18 protein-coding genes are annotated in these 20,116 nt (G+C 72.4%); 13 read left to right on the top strand and 5 right to left on the bottom strand.

Features of this window, described 5'->3' with window-relative positions:
* Window positions 1-21 precede the first annotated feature (21 nt).
* On the top strand, window positions 22-426 hold the full coding sequence (locus B9W62_RS37000) for a hypothetical protein (RefSeq protein WP_087811266.1): 405 nt from the start codon (window positions 22-24) through the stop codon (window positions 424-426).
* Window positions 427-482: 56 nt separating this feature from the next.
* Here the strand turns inward: B9W62_RS37000 and B9W62_RS36995 are convergent, their stop codons facing one another.
* A complete protein-coding gene (locus tag B9W62_RS36995; protein WP_087811265.1) occupies window positions 483-1,640 on the bottom strand; it encodes an enolase C-terminal domain-like protein in 1,158 nt (385 codons plus the stop codon).
* A gap of 151 nt (window positions 1,641-1,791) precedes the next feature.
* Here B9W62_RS36995 and B9W62_RS36990 point away from each other — a divergent pair, with 151 nt between their 5' ends.
* On the top strand, window positions 1,792-2,598 hold the full coding sequence (locus B9W62_RS36990) for a ribonuclease BN (RefSeq protein WP_087811264.1): 807 nt from the start codon (window positions 1,792-1,794) through the stop codon (window positions 2,596-2,598).
* A 3-nt stretch (window positions 2,599-2,601) separates the two neighbouring features.
* Here the strand turns inward: B9W62_RS36990 and B9W62_RS36985 are convergent, their stop codons facing one another.
* The 3 genes from B9W62_RS36985 to B9W62_RS36975 form a co-directional block, all read right to left on the bottom strand.
* Entirely contained in the window at window positions 2,602-3,645 is a 1,044-nt protein-coding gene (locus B9W62_RS36985) for an SDR family oxidoreductase (protein ID WP_087811263.1), read from the bottom strand.
* Entirely contained in the window at window positions 3,642-5,444 is a 1,803-nt protein-coding gene (locus tag B9W62_RS36980) for a thiamine pyrophosphate-requiring protein (protein ID WP_087811262.1), read from the bottom strand. Before B9W62_RS36980 ends, B9W62_RS36985 begins: the two co-directional genes overlap by 4 nt.
* A 138-nt stretch (window positions 5,445-5,582) precedes the next feature.
* Window positions 5,583-6,641, bottom strand: a complete 1,059-nt coding sequence (locus B9W62_RS36975; RefSeq protein WP_087811261.1) for a LacI family DNA-binding transcriptional regulator — start codon at window positions 6,639-6,641, stop codon at window positions 5,583-5,585.
* Between the two features lie 190 nt (window positions 6,642-6,831).
* Between B9W62_RS36975 and B9W62_RS36970 the strand changes: the two genes are divergently transcribed.
* The 6 genes from B9W62_RS36970 (at window position 6,832) to B9W62_RS36945 (ending at window position 13,875) form a co-directional block, all read left to right on the top strand.
* The gene (locus tag B9W62_RS36970; RefSeq protein WP_087811260.1) at window positions 6,832-7,758 is read left to right on the top strand and encodes a carbohydrate ABC transporter permease; all 927 of its coding nucleotides are present in this window, start codon (window positions 6,832-6,834) and stop codon (window positions 7,756-7,758) included.
* 7 nt (window positions 7,759-7,765) lie between these two features.
* Window positions 7,766-8,716, top strand: a complete 951-nt coding sequence (locus B9W62_RS36965; RefSeq protein ID WP_087811259.1) for a carbohydrate ABC transporter permease — start codon at window positions 7,766-7,768, stop codon at window positions 8,714-8,716.
* 85 nt (window positions 8,717-8,801) lie between these two features.
* Window positions 8,802-10,157 carry an ABC transporter substrate-binding protein gene (locus tag B9W62_RS36960; RefSeq protein WP_087811258.1) on the top strand — a complete coding sequence of 452 codons (1,356 nt, stop codon included), beginning with the start codon at window positions 8,802-8,804 and terminating at the stop codon, window positions 10,155-10,157.
* Between the two features lie 26 nt (window positions 10,158-10,183).
* Window positions 10,184-12,229 (top strand): beta-galactosidase, encoded by a 2,046-nt coding sequence (locus B9W62_RS36955; protein ID WP_087811257.1) that lies wholly within the window; start codon window positions 10,184-10,186, stop codon window positions 12,227-12,229.
* Between the two features lie 93 nt (window positions 12,230-12,322).
* Window positions 12,323-12,970, top strand: coding sequence for a sugar O-acetyltransferase (locus tag B9W62_RS36950; RefSeq protein WP_087811256.1), 648 nt, complete (start codon window positions 12,323-12,325; stop codon window positions 12,968-12,970).
* A 113-nt stretch (window positions 12,971-13,083) separates the two neighbouring features.
* Window positions 13,084-13,875, top strand: coding sequence for an SAM-dependent methyltransferase (locus B9W62_RS36945; protein WP_087811255.1), 792 nt, complete (start codon window positions 13,084-13,086; stop codon window positions 13,873-13,875).
* A gap of 24 nt (window positions 13,876-13,899) precedes the next feature.
* On the opposite strand, the gene B9W62_RS36940 is transcribed toward B9W62_RS36945, so the two are convergent.
* On the bottom strand, window positions 13,900-14,076 hold the full coding sequence (locus B9W62_RS36940) for a hypothetical protein (protein WP_179235857.1): 177 nt from the start codon (window positions 14,074-14,076) through the stop codon (window positions 13,900-13,902).
* 165 nt (window positions 14,077-14,241) lie between these two features.
* Here B9W62_RS36940 and B9W62_RS36935 point away from each other — a divergent pair, with 165 nt between their 5' ends.
* The 5 genes from B9W62_RS36935 (at window position 14,242) to cdtC (ending at window position 20,102) form a co-directional block, all read left to right on the top strand.
* Window positions 14,242-15,417 (top strand): spore photoproduct lyase family protein, encoded by a 1,176-nt coding sequence (locus tag B9W62_RS36935; RefSeq protein ID WP_087811254.1) that lies wholly within the window; start codon window positions 14,242-14,244, stop codon window positions 15,415-15,417.
* 85 nt (window positions 15,418-15,502) lie between these two features.
* Complete coding sequence (locus B9W62_RS36930) at window positions 15,503-16,075, top strand: MSMEG_1061 family FMN-dependent PPOX-type flavoprotein (protein WP_087811253.1); 573 nt, start codon at window positions 15,503-15,505, stop codon at window positions 16,073-16,075.
* A gap of 103 nt (window positions 16,076-16,178) precedes the next feature.
* Entirely contained in the window at window positions 16,179-17,042 is an 864-nt protein-coding gene (cdtA, locus tag B9W62_RS36925; protein WP_087811252.1) for a siderophore ABC transporter ATP-binding protein CdtA, read from the top strand.
* Window positions 17,039-18,022 (top strand): siderophore ABC transporter substrate-binding protein CdtB, encoded by a 984-nt coding sequence (cdtB, locus tag B9W62_RS36920; RefSeq protein ID WP_087811251.1) that lies wholly within the window; start codon window positions 17,039-17,041, stop codon window positions 18,020-18,022. Before cdtA ends, cdtB begins: the two co-directional genes overlap by 4 nt.
* A gap of 7 nt (window positions 18,023-18,029) precedes the next feature.
* Window positions 18,030-20,102: a siderophore ABC transporter permease CdtC gene (gene cdtC, locus B9W62_RS36915; RefSeq protein WP_087811250.1), complete on the top strand. Its 2,073-nt coding sequence runs from the start codon at window positions 18,030-18,032 to the stop codon at window positions 20,100-20,102.
* Window positions 20,103-20,116 lie beyond the last annotated feature (14 nt).

Below are 20,116 nucleotides of genomic sequence, written 5' to 3'. Positions count from 1 at the left end.
CACCGATCCCCGGGAGTCGCCATGTGGAAGCGCAAGGGCAGGAAGGACCGCCGGACCGCCAAGCCGGTCCCCATGGAGCTGTGCGACCTGTGCGCCAGGGTCTTCCCCGAGGACGAGGCGGTGAGCGGCTACGTGCCGGACTCCTCCGCGGTGCACGAGACCAACGAGTGGTTCGACGGGCTGCGGCTCATCACCACGTGTTCCGACGACCACTTCGACGTGATCAAGGACGGGTACGCGCACCGGCCCTTCGTGGACGAGGAGCTGTGGGCGGCGAAGCTGACCCGGGCCCTGACCACCGGTCCGCCGGCCCTGTCCATGGACCAGCTCGGGTGCCGGACGGGCCTCCAGGAGCCCCAGATACGCGCGGCCGTCGCCTGGCACAACGAGCGCGTGCGGGAGGCGCAGGAGCGCAGCGACCCCTGAGGGCCGAAGCGCAGCGCCCCTGAGGGGCCGAGGTCAGCGCGGCCGCCGCACCCGGGTCAGCGCGGCGGCCGCACCCCGTGCACCCGGTAGGGCTCCGCGTCGGCCCACCTCACCTCCAGGCCGAGGCCCGGCCGGGAGGTGTCGGGGCGCAGTTCCCCGCCCTCGGGCGACAGGGTGCCGTCGAACAGCAGCCGCTCGACGCGGACGTGGTCGTGGAAATACTCCAGGTGCCGCAGCCGCCGCACGGCGCAGAAGGCGTGGGCGGACACCGCGGGCGCGCAGTGCGCGGACAGGTCCAGGTGCCGGACGGCGGACAGGCCGGCGACCTCCAGCACGCCGGTGATGCCGCCGCACCGGGTGACGTCGGCCTGGAGGCAGTCCACCGCGGGCGGCTCGGTCAGGTTGGCGAAGTCCTGGGCGGTGAAGGCGTACTCCCCCGCGGCGATCTCCAGCCGTGCCGGGCCGCGCTCGCGCAGCATCCGCAGTCCCTCCAGGTCAGCGGAGCCGACCGGTTCCTCGAACCACCGCACGTCCCACTCGTCGTGGAACCGGTGCGCCCAGTACAGCGCCTCCTTGCGGCCGAGCGCGCCGTTGGCGTCGGTGAACAGCTCCGTCCCGTCGCCCACCGCCCGCCGTACGGCGGTCAGGCGCCGCGGGTCGGCGTCCGGATCCCGTGAGGTCTTCAGCTTCACGCGTGCGATGCCCTGCCCGGCCCATCCGGCGAGCTGATCGGTGAGGCGGTCCAGGGGGTAGTTGGTGAAGCCGCCGCTGCCGTAGACGGGCACCCGGTCGTGGTGGGCCGGCAGGAGCTGGACCAGCGCAAGCCCCAGCAGCCGTGCCTTGAGGTCCCACAGCGCCACGTCCACGGCGGACCGGGCCATGGCGCCGACGCCCGGACGGCCGGCGTTGCGCATCCGCGCGCCCATCCGGTCCCAGAGGGCGGGCGGCGAGGAGACGGGGCGGCCCTCGACGACCGGCGCGAGCACGGAGTGGACGAAGGCCGCCACCGAGACGTCCCCGAAGGTGTAGCCGAGTCCGGTGCGGCCGCCGGCGTGCACGCGCACCAGGACCAGGGTCGTGGCGTCCCACTCCAGGGTGCCGTCCTGCTCGCGGCCCCCGGGGCCGTCGGTGGGGATCTCGAAGGCGTGCACGTCGACCGCGTCGATCACGCACTCGTCCAGGGTCCCGGTCTCCGGGCCGGTCAGCGGCGTCATCGCGCACTCCCTCGGCTTCGCGTACCCGGGCCGGTTCCCCACGCCGTCCGGTCCATGCGGGCCGTCCGGGTCAACCGACGTTTGTCCGGGCGCCGGCCGGGTCACTCAGTTCCCCGTCGCGAGCCATCGAAAGGACGCCCGAGGAGCACCCGTGAACCGGTTGTGGCGGCCGTTCCACCGTGTGTGGGACTGGCTGGCCGCGTCCGCCCTGGTCCGGCGCGGCCGGGACCTGGAGCTGATGCACCGGGCCATGGGCTTCGCCACCCTCGCCCTGGTCACGCTCGCTCCGCTGCTGATCGTGGTGGCCGCGGCCGACCCGCTGGGACGCGGGGGTTTCGCCTCCTGGCTGGCCGACGGCATGGGGCTGTCCGGGCGGTCGGCCAAGGTGCTGACCGACATCATCAGCCCGCCGACCAAGGTCGTCGGCACGACGAGCGTGTGGGGCGGGATCCTGCTCGGCGTGTTCGGCGTGTCCTTCGCGGCGAGCGTCCAGAACGGCTACGAGCGCATCTGGGAACTGCCCGCCGGCCCGTGGCACCGGATCTGGCGCCAGATGACCTGGGTGATCATGCTGACCGCCTACCTCTACCAGGAGGTGCAGACGCGGACCGCGCTGCACGGTTCGGCGCGGATCGCGCTGTCGACCGCCAGCGGCATGCTGTTCTTCTGGTGGGGCCAGCACTTCCTGCTGGGCGGTCAGGTCCGCTGGCGCGACCTGCTGCCGGGAGCGTTCGCCACGATGGTGGGCCTGATCGGCCTGCGCGGCTTCTCGTACCTCTTCTTCACCCCGCTCATCCTCGACAACGCCTTCAGCTACGGCGCGGTCGGCATCGTGCTGGTGGTGGAGTCCTGGCTGATCGGGGTCGGGTTCGTCGTCTTCGGCGGCGCGATGGTCGGGCACTGGTTCTGCGAGCACCACTGGTGGGCGCGGAACATCGACCGGAGACCGCCGGACTGACGGTCAGCCCGCGCGCCGGCGCAGGCTCCCGGCCAGGGTGGCGGCGACGGCCCCGGTCACGGCCGCGGCCAGGGCCAGCGGGCGGCGGTTGCGGGAGATCCAGAACTGGACGCTGCGCGGATGGGCCTCGTCGTCGAAGATCCCGTGTGCGCCGTAGTCGTCGGGGGCGGTGTCGTCCGGCGGCTTCCAGAGGTTGACGGGCCGCGACGGGTCGACGGGCTCGTCCGTCTGCTGCCCGTCGTAGCCGGTGCGGGCCAGGTAGCGGTCGAGGAGCCCCGGGGCGAACTTCTGGCCCAGCAGCGTGGCGACGGTGGAGCCGCCGACCCAGTACATGCGCCGCTCGGGATGGTCCGCGGCGTGCAGCACGGCCCGGGCGGCCACCTCCGGCTGGTAGACGGGGGCCACCGGGCGCGGATGGCGGGGCAGCCGGGTCAGGACCCAGCTGAACTGGGGCGTGTTGAGCCCGGGCATCTGCACCATGGTCACCCGCACCCCGCTGCGGTCGTGCAGCAGCTCGCAGCGCAGCGACTCGGTGAACCCCTGGATGGCGTGCTTGGCCCCGCAGTAGACGGCCTGGAGCGGGACGCTGCGTTCGGCCAGGGCGGAACCGACCTGGACGATGGTGCCGCGGTCGCGCGGTGTCATGCGCCGCAGGGCGGCCTGGGTGCCGTGGACGAAGCCGAAGTAGGTGACCTCGGTGGCCCGCCTCAGCTCCTCGGGCCGGATCTCCGCCACGGGCGCGAAGACGGTGGAGAACGCGGCGTTCACCCACACGTCGATCGGCCCGAACTCCTCCTCGACACGGGTGGCCGCCGCGTCCACGGCCTCCGCGTCGGCGACGTCCACGACCAGCGGCAGCGCGCGCCCGCCGGCCGCCTCGACCTCCTCGGCGGCCCGCCGAAGGGCGTGTTCGCCCCGCGCGAGCAGGGCCACCGCGGCCCCACGGGCACCGAAGGCGCGGGCGGTGGCCCGGCCGACGCCGCCGGTCGCGCCGGTGACGACGACGACCTCGGTGCCGTTCGCGCCCCGGTCCCGGGTGCCGCTCACTTCCTGCCCCGGCCGGGGAGGTGCTCCGCGTACTCGGTGAGCTTCTGCCGTACGCCCTTGGTGGCGATGCCGGTCAGCTCGGGGTCGTGCAGCGCCGCCTTGATGGCCTTCTTGCCCTGGTCCTTCATGATGTGCGGCGGGATCGGCGCGATCTCCGCGTCGACCTTGAACTCCAGGACCACGGGCCGGTCGGCGGCGAGCGCCTCGTCCCAGGCGGAGCCGACCTTCTTGGGGTCGGCGCAGACGATGCCCTTGAGGCCGAGGAGTTCGGCGTAGGCGGCGTAGGGGACGTCGGGGATGTCCTGGGAGCCCGGGTACTTGGGGTCGCCGGCCATGGCGCGCTGCTCCCAGGTGACCTGGTTGAGGTCCTGGTTGTTGAACACGCAGAAGATCAGCGGCGCCGACCCGGACAGGCGGTCCAGATAGCGCTTGACGGTGATCATCTCGTTCATGCCGTTCATCTGGAACGCGCCGTCCCCGATGAAGGCGATCACCGGGCGCTCGGGGTAGGCGAACCGCGCCGCGATGGCGTACGGCGTCCCCGGGCCCATCGTGGCCAGGGTGCCGGAGAGCGAGGCCCGCATGCCGTCGCGCAGCAGGAGGTGGCGCGCCCACCAGTTGGTGCCCGAGCCGGAGTCGGCCGTCAGGATGACGTCGTCCGGCAGCCGCGGCGAGAGTTCGGCGGCGACGGCCTGCGGGTTGATGGTCTTGCCGAAGTGCTCGCCCGCCCAGCGGTCGCACAGGTCGTGCCACTCCCCGACGTCCTTCTCGATCTTCTCCCGCCAGCCGCGGTCCTCCTTGCGCTGGAGCATCGGGATCAGGGCGCGCAGGGTCTCCCTGGAGTCGCCGACGAGGTGGGCGTCCATGGGGTAGCGGATGCCGATCATGCGGCCGTCGATGTCGATCTCGACGCCCCGGGCCTGCCCCTCCTCGGGCAGCCACTCCGAGTACGGGAAGCTGCTGCCGACCATGAGCAGGGTGTCGCAGCCCTGGATCATGTTGTCGCTGGCCTTGCTGCCCAGCAGGCCGATCGGCCCGGTGACGTAGGGCAGGTCGTCGGGCAGGACCTCGCGGCCGAGCAGGGCCTTGGCGACACCGGCGCCGAGCAGTTCGGCGACCTCCATCACCTCGGCCTCCGCGTTGGCCGCGCCCTGGCCGACGAGCATGGCGACCTTCTTGCCCGCGTTGAGGACGTCGGCGGCCTTGCGCAGTTCGTCGAGGTCGGGCAGGACCCGGGGCCTGCTCCAGCCGACACTGGAGAAGACGGAGCCGTGCTCCCTGGGCGGGGAGGGCTGGGCCTCCTCCTCCTGGATGTCGTTGGGGATGATGATCGTGGCGACGCCCCGGGTGGTCAGCGCGGTCTTGAAGGCCCGGTCGATGACGTGCCGGGCCTGGCCCGGGTGGACGACCATCTGGCAGTACTCGGAGACGTCCGCGAAGAGCTGGTCGAGCGCGATCTCCTGCTGGTAGTGGGTGCCCAGGGAGAGCCGTTTCTGCTGGCCCACCACCGCCACCACGGGCTGGTGGTCGAGCTTCGCGTCGTACAGCCCGTTGAGCAGATGCACGGCGCCCGGACCCGACGTGGCGACGCAACAGCCCACCTCGCCGGTGAACTTGGCGTGGCCGCAGGCCATGAAGGCGGCCATCTCCTCGTGCCTGGCCTGGATGAACTCCGGGTCGCCGTCGGCCCGGTCGAACGCGCCGAGCAGACCGTTGATGCCGTCGCCCGGATAGCCGTACACCCGCTTGACGCCCCACTCGGACAGGCGCTGGAGCACATAGTCGGCGACTTGGGTCATGGAGCTCTCCCAGGCGTGGGGGGACGACGGTCGGCTTGTGGGGTTACCTCCCCGGCTCCCTCTAAACCGCCGTGCCGCCCCCGGGGGCGCTTGGTGAACCGGCCGTCCGTCGCCTCCGGCCGCTCGCCCGCCCGCCCGCTACGCCGGCGGCGGTGCCGTGCTGGCCCGGGTCACCAGCCGGGTCGGCACCAGTGTCGTGCCCCGCTCCGGGCCGGCCGCGCGCATCTTGCGCAGCACGGCCCGCACGCACTGCCGTCCGACCTCGGCGAAGTCCTGGTGGACGGTGGTCAGCGGGGGCAGGAAGGAGCCGGCCTCGGCGATGTCGTCGAAGCCGATGACGCTGACGTCCTCGGGCACGCGCCGGCCGCGTTCGTGCAGGGCGCGCAGCAGGCCGAGGGCCATCTGGTCGTTGGCCGCGAAGACGGCGGTGCACTCCTCGCGCGCGGCGAGTTCCAGGCCCGCCCGGTAGCCGGACTCCGCCGACCAGTCGCCCCGGACGAGGGGCGGCGGGGTGCGGCCGGCCTCGGTGAGCGTCCGCCGCCAGGCGTCGGTGCGGCGCTGGGCGGCGAAGGAGCCCTCGGGGCCGCCCAGGTGCCACACCGTGTCGTGCCCTAGGTCGAGCAGGTGGCGCACGGCGGCGCGGCTGCCGCCCGCCTGGTCGGTGTCGACGACCGTGTAGGTGTCGCCGGCGTCGGAGTCGACCACGACGACCTGGACGTGCGGGGGCAGCGTGAGGGACGCCGCGTCCAGGAGGTGGACCTCCATGATGACGATGACCGCGTCGACGGCCAGTTCCTCCAGGCGCGAGAACGCGCCGCGCACCTCGTCCTGGGTGGGGACGGCGACCGGCAGCAGCGTCACCGCGTACCCCTCGCGCGCCGCGGAGGTCGCGATGGCCTCCAGGGTGCGCACGTTGCCGGTGGTGGCCAGTGTGAAGGTGATGACGCCGATGGTGCGGAACTCGCCGCGCTTGAGGGCGCGGGCGGCGCTGTTGGGCCGGTAGCCCAGCTCCTTCATGGCCGCCAGCACCTGCCGCCGGGTCTCCTCGGTCACGCCCGCGTAGCCGTTGGAGACGCGGGAGACGGTCTGCGAGGAGACACCGGCCAGCCGGGCCACGTCCGCCATGGAGGCCGTGCGGTCCCGGCCGCGGCGGCCACCCGTGGGTGTGCTCGTCGGGACTTCCTCAGCCGTGCTCACTCGCCGTCAGCCGCCTCTCCGTCGCTGTCGGGTCCCGGTGCGCGAGGACCCTTGACCGTCGTCATCGGGGCAGTGTAGACATGCCGCCATCAGATGTTTACGTAAACATAACAGCTCGGCACCTCTTCGCGGTGCGTGATGTTTACGCAAACATCAGCGAGGTTCCGGGACGCGGACGAGCGAGGACGACATGACGACGCTGCAACCACCGGCCGCCACCGAGGCGCCGCCGGTCCCGCCCCCGGTACGGCGGGACCGCCGGTCCTGGACGGGGTGGGGCTTCCTCGGTCCCTTCGTGGCCGTGTTCGCCCTGGTGTTCCTCGCGCCGATCGCCTACTCGGTCTACCTCAGCCTCTTCCGCGACCAGCTGATCGGCGGGACCACCTTCGTCGGCCTCGACAACTACGGCGAGGCGCTGAAGGACGAACGGTTCTGGGCCTCGCTCGGCCGGGTCTCGCTCTTCCTGGCCGTACAGGTGCCGGTCATGCTCGGCATCGCGCTGCTCGTGGCGCTGGCGCTGGACAGCGGCCGCCTCTACGGCCGGGACTTCTTCCGCATCTCGATCTTCCTGCCGTACGCCGTGCCCGCCGTGGTGGCCACCCTGATGTGGGGCTTCATGTACGGCACCCGCTTCGGCCTGGTCGGTGACATCAACGGCGCGCTGGGCGTCTCCCTGCCCGACCCGCTCTCCCCCGACCTGGTGCTGGCCTCCATCGGCAACATCGTGACCTGGGAGTTCGTCGGCTACAACATGCTGATCTTCTACGCGGCACTGCGTGTGGTCCCGCACTCGCTCTACGAGGCGGCCCAGATCGACGGCGCCGGCCAGATCCGCGTGATCACCGCCATCAAGCTCCCGGCCATCCGCGGGGCCCTGGTGATCGCCACCATCTTCTCGATCATCGGCAGCTTCCAGCTCTTCAACGAGCCGAGCATCCTCCAGCCCCTGGCGCGCAACGCCATCACCACGGACTACACGCCGAACTACTACACCTACGCGCTGTCCTTCAACGGACAGCAGCACAACTACTCCGCGACGGTCGCCATCGTCATGGGGCTGATCACCATGGTCGTCGCCTACGCCGTGCAGCTGCGCGGCATGCGCAAGGGAGTGTGAGACAGCGATGACCAGTCCCGTCGCCACCGTTTCCGACCGTCGTGCGACCGCGCCGTCCGGCACGTCGGGCTCCGTGCCCCGGCTGCGGACGCCCCGGCGCCGGCACTCGGCCGACCGGCCCCGGCGCAGCGTGCTGCTGACCGCGCTCACCTCTCTCGTGCTGCTGTACAGCCTGGTGCCGCTGGTCTGGCTCGCCATCAGCGCCACCAAGACGCAGGAGGGGCTGGCCCGTTCCGCGGGCCTCTGGTTCGACGGCGACTTCGCGCTGTGGGACAACATCACCGAGACGTTCACCTACGACGGCGGCGTCTTCACCCGCTGGCTGCTCAACACCCTGCTGTACGTGGGCCTCGGCGCGGGCGGCGCCACCCTCCTCGCCGTGCTCGGCGGCTACGCGCTCGCCAAGTTCGACTTCCCCGGCCGGCGTGCCGTCTTCGCCGTCGTCATCGGCGCGGTGGCGGTGCCGGGGACGGCACTGGCGGTGCCGACCTTCCTCATGTTCAGCGAGATGGGACTCACCAACACCCCCTGGGCGGTGATCGTCCCGTCCCTGATCTCGCCGTTCGGCCTCTATCTGATGTGGGTGTTCGCCACCGAGGCCATCCCCACCGAGCTGATGGAGGCCGCCCGCATCGACGGGGCGGGCGAGGTGCGCACCTTCTTCCGGGTCGCGCTGCCGCTGCTGGCGCCCGGCATCGTCACCGTCCTGCTGTTCACCATGGTCGCGACCTGGAACAACTACTTCCTGCCGCTGGTCATGCTCAAGGACCCCGACTGGTATCCGCTGACGCTCGGCCTCAACAGCTGGAACCAGCAGGCCGCGACGGCGGGCGGCGAGCCCGTCTTCAACCTGGTCGTCACCGGGTCGCTCCTCACCATCCTGCCGCTGATCGCCGCGTTCCTGCTGCTCCAGAGGTACTGGCAGTCCGGCCTCGCCGCCGGAAGCGTCAAGGAGTAGCCCTCCCCCGTTCCCGCCCCTCACCGACAACCCCGCCGACCCTCAACGGTGCCGGTCCCGGCCACGAAGAAGTGGAAGCACGCCCATGCCCACACATCTGTCCACGCACTCGCGCCGCCTCCTGCGCGGCACGGCCCTCCTCTGCGCCCTCGCCCTGGGGGCGAGTGCCTGCGGCGACTCCGACGACGGGGGGTCGGACCAGAAGGCGGTCTCCGAGGCGGACGTCCAGGCGGCCCTGAAGGAGGGCGGCACCATCACGGTCTGGGCCTGGGAGCCCACGCTCAAGCAGGTCGCCACCGACTTCGAGAAGGCACACCCGGGCGTCAAGGTGAACCTCGTCAACGCCGGGACCAACAAGGACCAGTACACGGCGTTGCAGAACGCGATCTCGGCGAAGAAGGGTGTCCCGGACGTCGCCCAGGTCGAGTACTACGCGATGGGCCAGTTCGCCCTGACCGAGCAGCTCACCGACCTCAAGTCCTTCGGCGCCGAGAAGCTGTCCGCCCAGTTCTCCCCCGGCCCGTGGAACGGGGTGAAGGCCGGTTCGGACGGCGTCTACGCGCTGCCCATGGACTCCGGTCCGATGGCGCTGTTCTACAACAAGAAGGTCTTCGACAAGTACCACATCAAGGTGCCCACCACCTGGGCCGAGTACCTGGACGCCGCCCGCGACCTGCACAAGGCCGACCCGAAGGCGTACATCACCGCCGACAACGGCGACGCCGGGTTCGCCACCAGCATGCTCTGGCAGGCCGGTTCGCGGCCGTACACGGTCGACGGCACCAAGGTGAAGATCGACTTCTCCGACCAGGGCGCCAAGACCTTCACCGGCACCTGGCAGCAGCTGATCGACGAGAAGCTGCTCGCCTCGGTCCCCGCCTGGACCGACGAGTGGTACAAGGGCCTCGGCGACGGCAGCATCGCGACGCTGGCGACCGGTGCCTGGATGCCCGCCAACCTGGAGTCCGGCGCGAAGTCCGCCTCCGGCGACTGGCGCGTCGCCCCGATGCCCCTGTGGAAGGCGGGCGACAAGGTCAGCGCCGAGAACGGCGGCAGCGCGCTCGCGCTCCCGGAGCTGGGCAAGAACGAGGCACTGGCGTACGCCTTCGTCGAGTACGCGAACGCGGGTGACGGCGTGCAGACCCGGCTGAAGAACGGCGCCTTCCCGGCGACCACCGCCGACCTTCAGTCCACGAAGTTCCAGGACACCGCGTTCCCGTACTTCGGCGGCCAGAAGGCCAACAAGATCTTCGCCGAGTCGGCCGCGGACGTTCCCGACGACTGGTCGTACCTGCCCTACCAGGTCTACGCCAACTCGGTCTTCAACGACACCGTCGGCAAGGCCTACGTCTCCGGCACCACGCTGGCCGAGGGCCTCGAGTCCTGGCAGGAGGCCTCGGTCAAGTACGGCGAGGAGCAGGGCTTCACCGTCGAGAAGTAGCGCACGCCCCCACCGGAAGGACCGCCATGATCTCCACCCTCCACTCCCGCCGGCACCGCGGGACGGACGGTGCGCCCGCCCCGCGTCTCGCCTACGGCGCCGACTACAACCCCGAGCAGTGGCCGCGTGAGGTGTGGGCGCAGGACGTACGGCTGATGCGGGAGGCCGGCGTGAACATCGTGTCGCTCGGCATCTTCTCCTGGGCCCGCATCCAGCCGGGCCCGGACACCTGGGACTTCGCCTGGCTCGACGAGGTGATGGACCTGCTGCACGAGCACGGGGTCGGCGTCGACCTGGCGACGGCCACCGCGTCCCCGCCGCCCTGGCTGACCACCGCGCACCCGGAGATCCTCCCGGTCACCGACCGGGGCGAGACGCTGTGGCCGGGAGCGCGCCAGCACTGGCGCCCGACCTCGCCCGTCTTCCGGGAGCACGCCCTGCGCCTGGTCCGGAAGCTGGCGACCCGCTACGCCGACCACCCGGCGCTCGTCGCCTGGCACGTCAACAACGAGCTGGGCTGCCACAACGTCTACGACTACTCCGACGACGCCGCCCGTGCCTTCCGGGACTGGCTGCGTGCGCGGTACGGCACGACGGACGCCCTCAACCACGCCTGGGGCACGGCGTTCTGGTCGCAGCGCTACGGCGCCTGGGAGGAAGTCCTGCCGCCGCGGCTGGCCGCGTCCCATCCCAACCCGACCCAGCAGCTGGACTTCAAGCGGTTCTCCTCGGACGCGCTCAAGGACCACCTGCGCGCGGAGCGGGACCTGCTGCGGGAGCTGACCCCGGACGTCCCGGTCACCACCAACTTCATGGTGATGCCCGGCACCAAGGGCATGAACTACGCGGACTGGGCCGGCGAGGTCGACTTCGTCGCCAACGACCACTACGTCGTCCCGCACCCGCAGGCCCGTGACGAGCTGTCGTTCTCGGCGAACCTCACCAGCGGCATCGCGGGCGGCCGCCCCTGGTTCCTGATGGAGCACTCCACCAGCGCCGTGAACTGGCAGCCGGTCAACCTGGCCAAGCGGCCGGGCGAGATGGCCCGGGACTCGCTGACGCACGTGGCGCACGGCGCGGACGCGGTCTGCTTCTTCCAGTGGCGCCAGTCGGCGGCCGGTGCCGAGAAGTACCACTCGGCGATGGTCCCGCACGCCGGTGCGGACAGCGACCTGTTCCGTTCGGTCGTCGCGCTCGGCGACACGCTGAAGACGCTCGCGCCGGTCGCCGGGAGCGAGCGGGAGCCCGCCGAGGTGGGCATCCTCTTCGACTGGGAGTCGTGGTGGGCGAGCGAGCAGGACTCGCACCCCACCTCGCTGCTCGACTACCACCGGGAGGCGCTCGACTGGTACTCGGCGCTGCTCTCGCTGGGCGTCCGCGCCGACGTCGTCACCACCGGCGCCGACCTGAGCCGCCACCGGGTGCTGATCGCGCCGGTGCTGCACCTGGTCCCGGCCGAGCTGGCCAAGGACCTCACGCGCTACGCCGAGCAGGGCGGGCACCTGGTCACCACGTACTTCTCGGGCATCGTGGACGAGAACGACCACGTCTGGCTGGGCGGCTACCCGGGCGCGCTGCGGGACCTGCTGGGCATCCGCGTCGAGGAGTTCGGCCCGCTGCCCGCCGGGCGGAGCGTGGAGCTGGACGGCGCGGGCAGCGGAAGCCTGTGGACCGACCGGATCACCGCGACCGCGCCGGAGACCGAGGTCCTGGCGCACTACCGCACCGGCGCCCAGGCGGGGCGCCCCGCCGTCACCCGGCGTCCCACGGGCGCCGGTTCGGCCGCCTACGTCTCCACCCGGCTCGGCGCCGACGGGCTCGCCGCGCTGCTGCCGCGGCTGCTCGGCCCGGCCGGGGTGGCGAGCGAACTGCCCGCCGGGGTGCGGGGACGGGTCGAGACCACGGTGCGCCGGGGCCCCGGCGGACGGTTCCTGTTCCTGGTCAACCGGACCGACGAGGCGGTGACCGTCCCGGGTCTCACCGGAGAGGTCCTGGTGGGCTCCGCCGGCGAGGACGGCGCCGTCGTCCTCGCGCCCGGGGGCGTCGCCGTCCTGCGCACGCCCACCGACTGAGCGCACCCATGCCCCCGCGGCCCTCGGAGCGGTACGCACGCCGCTCCGAGGGCCGTGCCTCCGGCCCACCCCGTACGGACACGAGGAGACCGCATGACCACCGACCCCCGTGAGCGCGAGGTCCGTCGCAGGATGGCGGCCCGGGAGCTGTACGCGGACGGCGCCCCGGGCCTGGAGGGCCTGGCGGAGGAGCGGCTGCGCGGCAAGGAGCTGGCCGACGCCTACAACCGGACCGGCGCGCGGGACGAGGAGGGCCGCCGGGCGCTCCTGAAGGAGCTGCAAGCGGCGCTGGGCACGGGCGTGTGGATCGAGCCGCCGCTGCACGTGGCCTACGGCAACCGGGTCCACCTGGGCGACGACGTGTACGCCAACTTCGGCCTCACCCTCGTCGACGACGTCGAGGTCTTCGTCGGCGACCGGGTGATGTTCGCCCCGCACGTGACGGTCAGCACCACCGGCCACCCCGTCCACCCGGACCTGCGCCGGGACGGCACGCAGTTCTCGGCGCCGGTGCGCATCGAGGATGACGTGTGGATCGGGGCCGGCGCGCTGATCATGCCGGGGGTGACCGTCGGCCGTGGCTCGGTGGTCGGGGCGGGCAGTGTGGTGACGGCCCACGTGCCGCCGATGACGGTCGTCGCCGGGACACCGGCCCGGGTGCTGCGCGAGATCACCGACGCCGACCGCGAGTGGACCTACCGTCCGCCCCGCACCCTGGGGGCCGGTCCGGGGCCGGGGTGACCGACCCGGGGTCCGGCAACTTCCGGCGGCCGTCCGGCACATGGCACGGCGGCACCGCAGTACGATGATCGAAAACTGCGGCGAGCGTCACCTCCCGGACCACGGAGCCTGCCATGACCACCGACCACACCCAGCCTCCCCAGATCGACACCGGCCGGGCCCACCCCGCGCGGGTCTACGACTGGCTGCTGGGCGGCAAGGACAACTACCCGGTCGACGAGGCGGTGGGCGAGACCCTGCCGCCCGAGGCCCGGGACGCGGCGCGGCAGAACCGCGCGTTCATGAACCGCGCGGTGGCGCACCTCGCCGCGCGGGGCATCGACCAGTTCCTGGACATCGGCACGGGCATCCCGACCGAGCCCAACCTGCACCAGATCGTCCAGCGGACGGTGCCGACGGCCCGCGTCGTCTACGCCGACAACGACCCGATCGTGCTGCGGCACGCGGAGGCGCTGCTGGTCAGCAGCCCCGAGGGCGCCACGGACTACATCCAGGCCGATGTCCGGGAGCCGGAGGAGATCGTGCGGCACGCGCGCGGGATCCTGGACTTCGACCGGCCGATCGCCCTGTCGCTGATCGCGCTGATGCACTTCGTCCCCGACGACCAGGACGCTCACGGCATCGTGCGGGGACTGGTCGAGACCCTCCCCGCGGGCAGCCACCTGGTCCTCTCGCACGCCGCGCTCGACCTCTTCCCCGAGCTGGCGGAGCAGGTGATCGCCCAGTACGCCAAGGGCGGCATCCGGCTCGGCTTCCGTACCCGGGCGGAGGTGGCCCGCTTCTTCGACGGTCTGGAGCTGGTGCCGCCCGGCCTGGTCACGGCCACCGAGTGGTACGGCGAGGGCCAGGAGCCGCCCGCGCGGGAGGAGAGCGGAATCTACGCGGGCGTGGCGCGCATTCCCTGACGGGTCACGAGAAGGCGGCAGTGGCTAGCGGCGGCGTCCGCGCGTCGCCCAGCCGCTGCCGATCCCCGCGACGTGCAGGGCCAGCAGGGCGAGGCCGATGAGCATGACGTTGGTGGAGGTGAAGACGTCGTTGGTCGACACCTCCGCCGCGTTGATCAGCCAGGCGATGAGGAACAGGACCGCCGCGATGATGGCGAGCACGGTGTACACCCCTTCGGATCGGCGGCACCGGGGCGGTGCCGTGTCTCGCGTATGCCCCCGACGGGCCGCGTGACACGGCGCAGGACACCGCGCGCTTCGTACAGTGGAGGAGGCGGCCCGCCCCGAGGCCGCCCGGTCACTCCCCCACACCGTCCCGGAGCCCTCATGCACGACCCGTCCACCGCGCCGGACGACGACGGTTTTGGCACGCTGTTCGGCCTGGACGCCCTCACGCCCGGTCCGCCGCCCGCCGCCGGGCCGCGCTTCCGGGACTCCGCCGCCGCCCGCCGGCTGCTGCCGGTACGGGAGATCCACGCCGAGCCGGCCGCGGCCGCGTCCCCGCGCGGCCGGCAGGTCCTCGCCCGGTTCCCCGGCGCCCGCGTGGTCGAGGTGGACTCCCACTGGGGCATCCCCGGGCTGCACGGCAACGAGGGCAACGTCGAGCGCTGGGTGCGGGTCAAGGGTGAGACGCTGGTCCTGGGCGAGCGGAAGACGCTCACCACCCGGCCCAACGGCCGTTCCGCGGACTGGATCGCGCCGGGCGCCTCCAACGGCTGCGCCATGGCCTGCGCCTACTGCTACGTGCCGCGCCGCAAGGGGTACGCCAACCCCGTCACCGTGTTCACCAACGTCGACCGGATCATCGCCCACCTCGGCCGCCACATCGCCCGGCAGGGACCCAAGCGCGAGCCGAACCAGTGCGACGCCGACGCCTGGGTCTACGACGTCGGTGAAAACGGCGACTGCTCGGTGGACGCCCTGATCTGCGACAACACCGCGGACCTGGTGCACGCCTTCCGGCAGTGGCCGACGGCGAAGGCGTCCTTCGCGACGAAGTTCGTCAATCCCGACCTGCTCGCCCTGGACCCGCGCGGCCGGACCCGGATCCGCTTCTCCCTGATGCCGCCGGACGACTCCCGGCTGCTGGACGTGCGCACCTCCCCCGTGGCCGAGCGCATCGCCGCGGCCGGCGACTTCCTGGACGCCGGCTACGAGGTGCACTTCAACCTCTCCCCCGTGGTGGTGCGGCCGGGGTGGGAGGAGGCCTGGACGGAGCTGCTGCGGCACCTCGACGACGTGCTGCCCGACCGGGTCAAGCGGCAGGCCGCCGCCGAGGTGATCATGCTGACGCACAACCGGGAGCTGCACGAGGTCAACCTGGGCTGGCACCCGCGGGCCGAGGAGGTGCTGTGGCGACCGGAGATCCAGCAGGCCAAGCGCTCGGAGAACGGCGCGCTCAACGTGCGCTACCGGGCGGACGTCAAGGCCGCGGCGGTCGCCCGGCTCCGTGCGCTGGCCGCCGCCCACACGCCCTGGCTGCGGATCCGCTACGCCTTCTGAGAGCGGCCCCCGATAATGTTGCGTGCGCAACAACCGCCGGAGGCGATGCTTCCGGCAGTTCCGCGAGCACACTGGGGAGCCGGCCTTGCCGCAGACGATCGACACGCACGCACACCGGCCGGACGCCGCCACCGCCACCACCGCAGAGGGCTGGGTCGAACTCGGCTCGCACGCCCAACTGCGCGAGGTGCTGGGCGAACCCTGGCCCGTCGTCATCGACAAGGTGCACGACCGGCTCACGGACGACGACCGGGACATCCTGACCCGCTCCTCCTTCTGCCTCCTGGCGACCTCCGACGCGGGCGGCAACTGCGACGTGTCGCCGCGCGGCGACGCCCCGGGCTTCACCCACGTCCTCGACTCCCGGACGCTCGCCCTGCCGGACCGGCCGGGCAACCGGCGCGGGGACAGCTTCCACAACATCCTCGACAATCCGCACGCCGGTCTGCTCTACCTGGTTCCCGGGGGCAAGGAGGTGCTCCGGGTCAACGGCAGGGCCCGCGTCCTCACCGACGCGCCCTTCTTCGACGCGATGGCGCGGGACGGAAGGCGCCCGGACCTCGCCCTGCTCCTGGAGATCGACGAGATCTACCTCCACTGCCCGATGTCCCTGAACCGGGCGGGGCTGTGGAACCCCCGGTCCCCGCAAGCGAGTTGAGACCCTCGCCCCGCCGTCGGGGCGACGGGGCGGGCCGCGGCGGCGCCGCCTGTGTGAGCCCCGTCTCTACCAGCACTTATTAGGGTAGGCTAACCTTCGCCACGTGAGATCACGTGAAGACGCAGCCGGTACCCCGAGCCTGCGCGGTCATGAGCTGTCGGCGACGGGCGTGACCGTCGCGTACGACGGTGTCGATGTCGTGCACGAGGCCGCGGTCCGGCTCAGGCCCGGTGAAGTGACCGTCCTGGTGGGTCCCAACGGCAGTGGGAAGTCGACACTGCTGCGGACCGTCGCCCGGTTGCAGCGGGCCCGCAGTGCCACGCTCAGCCTGGACGGCGCCACCGACGGGCTGGCGCTGACATCCCGTGAGTTCTCGCGGTACGTCGCCCTGCTGACGCAGGGACGCCCCACGCCCGGCGGACTGACCGTGCGGGACGTCGTCGAGTTCGGCCGCTACCCGTACCGGGGCCGCTGGGGGCGGCCCGATCCGGACGGCCCGGCCGCCGTCGACCGGGCGCTCGCGCTCACCGGCGTCGACGGCCTGGCCGACCGCGGCGCCGACCACCTCTCCGGCGGGCAGTTGCAGCGGGTGTGGCTCGCCAGCTGCCTCGCCCAGGAGACCGGCGTGCTGCTCCTGGACGAACCCACGACCTACCTCGACCTGCGCTACCAGGTCGAACTCCTCGACCTCGTCCGCGACCTGGCGGACCAGCACGGCATCGCCGTCGGTGTCGTCCTGCACGACCTCGACCAGGCGGCCGCCGTCGCCGACCGGATCACGCTCCTCGAAGCGGGCCGGATCGTCGCCGACGGCCCGCCCGAGGACGTGCTGACGCCGGAGCGGCTGACCGCCGTCTACGGCATCCGGATCGACGTCGACACCGACCCCCTCACCGGCCGGCTGCGCACCCGCCCGATCGGCCGCCATCACATACGAACCCCCGAAAGGCTCGGCACCACCTCATGAGACGCCTCCTGCTCACCGCGGCCGCCACCACCGCCGCGGCGCTCACCCTCGCCGCCTGCGGCACCACCGAACCCGCAGCGGACAAGACGGAGAAGAAGGCCTCCGAGGCGATCACGCTCAAGGACGGCAAGGGCACCGAGGTGAAGCTCGACGGTCCCGCCACCAAGGTCGTCGCCACCGAGTGGAACGTCGTCGAGAGCCTCGTCTCGCTCGGGGTCGACCCGGTCGGCGTCGCGGACGTCAAGGGCTACAAGACCTGGGACAGCGCCGTTCCGCTGAAGAACGAGCCCAAGGACATCGGCACCCGCGGCGAGCCGAGCATGGACACCGTCGCCTCCCTCGCCCCCGACCTCATCGTCGCCACCACGGACCTCACCCCGGCCGCCGTGAAGCAGTTGCGCGAGGTCGCCCCGGTGATCGAGGTGACGTCCGCCGACGGCACCGGCCAGATCGACCAGATGCTGGAGAACGTCGACCTCATCGCCAAGGCCACCGGCACCTCGGACCGGGCCAAGACCGTCCGCGCGGACTTCGAGGCCAAGGTCGCCGAGGGCAAGAAGGCCCTGGCCGACGCCGGGGCGGCCGGCAAGGACTTCGCCTTCGCCGACGGCTACGTCGCCTCCAACCAGGTCTCGATCCGCCCCTACACGGCGACCTCGCTCATCGGTGAGGTCAACGAGGCGATCGGTCTGAAGAACGCCTGGACGGTCAAGGGCGACGAGGCCTACGGGCTCGGCACCACCGACGTCGAGGGCCTGACCAAGCTGCCGAAGGACACCCAGTTCGCCTACATCGGCAACGACGACGACCCGAGCGCCACCCCGTTCACCGGTGAGCTGGCCAAGAACTCGGTGTGGAAGTCCCTGCCGTTCGTGAAGGCCGGGGACGTGCACCGCCTCGACGACGGCATCTGGATGTTCGGCGGTCCCGGGTCGATGGAGGCGTACATCGACGCCGTCGTCGGCGCCCTGACGAAGTAGCGGGGCCATGGCCGTCACCGCAACCGAACCCACCGCTGCCCCCGCGGCGGCGGTCCCCACGTCCCGGTCGGGCGCGGCCGCGGTGACGGCCGGAATCGTCCTGCTGGTCGCCGTCCTCGCCGTCGTCGACATCACGCAGGGCACCGCCGCCGTCGGGCCCTCCGAGGTCTTCAAAGCCCTGACGGGGCAGGCCGATCCGGACGACGCGTCCGTCGTCGTCGCCTCCCGGCTGCCCCGGATGACCGCGGGGCTCCTGGTCGGCGCCGTCCTGGGCATGGCCGGCGCCGTGCTCCAGGCGGTCAGCCGCAACGTGCTGGCCTCGCCCGACACCCTCGCGGTGAACGCGGGTTCCTACCTGGCGCTGGGGCTGGCCGGCGCCACCGGTGTCTCGCTGCCGCTGCTCGCCTCCTCCGGCGTCGCCTTCGTGGGCGGCCTGGCCGCGGCGGCCGTCGTGCTCGGGTTGTCCGGCCTCGGCACCGGCACCGTCCGCCTCGTGCTGGCGGGCACCGCGCTGATGCTGGGCCTGAACTCCATGACGGAGGGACTGCTGCTGCTCTTCCCCGAGCAGACCAAGGGCCTCTACGAGTGGAACCAGGGCAGCATCGCCCAGAACGGCTTCGACGGCGTCCTGCACATACTGCCGATCGCCCTGATCGGGCTGGCCGGGCTGATGCTGACGGCCCGCCGGGTGGACGCGCTGGCGCTCGGCGACGACGCCGCGCGCGGTCTCGGCGTCCCGGTACGGGCCACCCGCGTCACGGTCGTCGTGCTCGCGGCGCTGCTGTCCGCCGCCGCCGTCACGCTGGCCGGGCCCATCGGCTTCGTCGGCCTGTGCGCGCCCGCCCTGGTGCGTCCGCTCGCCCGCCGGTTCCGCGGCTTCGCCCGCTCCCGTACGGCGATGCCCGCGGCGGCGCTCACCGGCGCCGCCCTGGTGCTCGGTTCGGACGTGCTGCTGCGGGCCCTGATCGCGGACGACCGCGCGGTGTCCGTGCCCACGGGCGTGGTCACCAGCCTGGTCGGCGCCGTGTTCCTGGTCGCCATGGCGCTGCGCGTGCGGGACACCGCCGGGGCCGGGGCGCCCGACCGGCTGCGGATCCCGAGCCGGACGGTGTTCCTGGCCACGATCGCCGTCCTGGTCGTGGTGCTGGTGGGGCTCGTGATCGCCGCGGTACTGGTGGGCGACACCCGGCTGCTGCTCGGTGACGTCGTCAACTGGGCTCAGGGCCGGGCCGGGCGGACCGTCTCCTTCGTGCTGGACACGCGGGTGCCCCGGGTCCTCGCCGCGCTGGGCGCGGGCGCGGCGTTGGCCCTGGCCGGCACGCTCGTGCAGGCCGTCACCCGCAACCCGCTCGCCGAACCGAACGTCCTCGGCGTGACCGGCGGCGGCGCGCTGGGGGCGGTGATCCTCGTGACCACCGTGCCGGCCGCCGGGACGTGGGGGGTGGCGGGAGCCGCGTTCGCGGGGTCCGCCGTCACCGCCGTCCTCGTCTTCGGGCTCGCGGCCCGGGGCGGCTTCCGGCAGAACCGGCTGGTCCTCGTCGGCATCGGCGTGGCCTCCGGGACGGCGGCGCTGATCAGCCTGCTGATCGTGCTCACCGACCCGTTCAACGCGACCAAGGCGCTGACCTGGCTGTCGGGTTCGACCTACGGGCGGACCATGCCGGACGTCGTACCGGTCGCGCTGGCGCTGGTCGTCGGCATCGGCGTCGCGGTCGCCCGGCGCACCGAACTGGACCTGCTCTCGCTGGACGAGGACACCCCGCGGCTGCTCGGCCTGCGGGTGGCCCCGGGACGTCTCGGGTTCCTGGTGCTCAGTGTCGTCCTCAGCGCGACCGCCGTGGCCTGCGCGGGCACCATCGGGTTCGTGGGGCTGGTCGCCCCGCACGCCGCACGCGCCCTGGTGGGCCGGCGGCACGTGCGGGTCGTGCCGGTCGCGCTCCTCCTCGGCGCCACGCTGGTCTGCGCGGCCGACCTGCTCGGCCGCACGGTCATCGCCCCGGCCCAGCTCGGCGCGGGGCTGATGACGGCGGTGATCGGAACGCCGTACTTCCTGTACCTGCTGGTCCGGAGCCGTCGCTAGACGAGCCCCGGGCC

The organism is Streptomyces sp. CS113 (genome assembly GCF_002188365.1).
Lineage (GTDB): Bacteria > Actinomycetota > Actinomycetes > Streptomycetales > Streptomycetaceae > Streptomyces > Streptomyces tendae.
Note: the sequence above shows the minus strand (reverse complement) of the source record. Positions and strands in the feature narration are given on the sequence as shown.